Source organism: Actinoplanes sp. NPDC021490, from assembly GCF_055562135.1.
The window spans coordinates 1550-2801 of the sequence record NZ_JBVHFW010000039.1 but is presented as its reverse complement, the minus strand read 5'-3'; the positions used below and the strand labels follow the sequence as shown (position 1 = coordinate 2801).

At 56.9% G+C, this 1252-nt stretch carries 2 rRNA genes (1 of these 2 only partly in view); both read right to left on the bottom strand.

From position 1 onward, the window contains the following. Window position 1: 1 nt before the first annotated feature. Window positions 2-118, bottom strand: a 5S ribosomal RNA gene (gene rrf, locus ACZ3I4_RS47800). A gap of 103 nt (window positions 119-221) precedes the next feature. Then, window positions 222-1252 (bottom strand): 23S ribosomal RNA (locus ACZ3I4_RS47795) (its annotated part continues 1549 nt past the right edge of the window); the annotation flags it as partial.

Genomic DNA, 1252 nt, shown 5'->3' with positions numbered 1-1252 from the left:
AGTCCGGCGGCGTCCTACTCTCCCACACCCTCCCGAGTGCAGTACCATCGGCGCTGGAGGGCTTAGCTTCCGGGTTCGGAATGAGACCGGGCGTTTCCCCTCCGCTATGACCACCGAAACAGCTTTCAGCGTAGCGAATCAACCAACACGCACAGCCGTTGCCGGCCGGGTGGTTGTTCGTTTGCTGTGAATCACACAGTGGACGCGCTCAAAAGTTTAGGGTGGTTAAGCCCTCGGCCTATTAGTACCGGTCGACTGAACCAGTTACCTGGCTTACATCTCCGGCCTATCAACCCAATAGTCTCTTGGGAGCCTTACCCACTCAAGGTGGTGGGATACCTCATCTCGAAGCGAGCTTCCCGCTTAGATGCTTTCAGCGGTTATCCCTTCCGAACGTAGCCAACCAGCCGTGCCCCTGGCGGGACAACTGGCACACCAGAGGTTCGTCCGTCCCGGTCCTCTCGTACTAGGGACAGCCCTTCTCAAGTATCCAACGCGCACGGCGGATAGGGACCGAACTGTCTCACGACGTTCTAAACCCAGCTCGCGTACCGCTTTAATGGGCGAACAGCCCAACCCTTGGGACCTGCTACAGCCCCAGGATGCGACGAGCCGACATCGAGGTGCCAAACCATCCCGTCGATATGGACTCTTGGGGAAGATCAGCCTGTTATCCCCGGGGTACCTTTTATCCGTTGAGCGACACCGCTTCCACACGCAAGTGCCGGATCACTAGTCCCGACTTTCGTCCCTGCTCGACCCGTCAGTCTCACAGTCAAGCTCCCTTGTGCACTTACACTCAACACCTGATTGCCAACCAGGCTGAGGGAACCTTTGGGCGCCTCCGTTACCCTTTAGGAGGCAACCGCCCCAGTTAAACTACCCACCAGACACTGTCCCTCGACCCGATCAGGGCCGCAGGTTAGATACCCAAACCCAACAGAGTGGTATTTCAAGATTGCCTCCACCCGAACTGGCGTCCGAGCTTCACCGGCTCCCACCTATCCTACACAATTAAATTCGGATACCAATGTCAAGCTATAGTAAAGGTCCCGGGGTCTTTCCGTCCTGCCGCGCGTAACGAGCATCTTTACTCGTACTGCAATTTCGCCGGGCCTGTGGTTGAGACAGTGGGGAAGTCGTTACGCCATTCGTGCAGGTCGGAACTTACCCGACAAGGAATTTCGCTACCTTAGGATGGTTATAGTTACCACCGCCGTTTACTGGCGCTTAAGTTCTCCGCCTCGCCCCG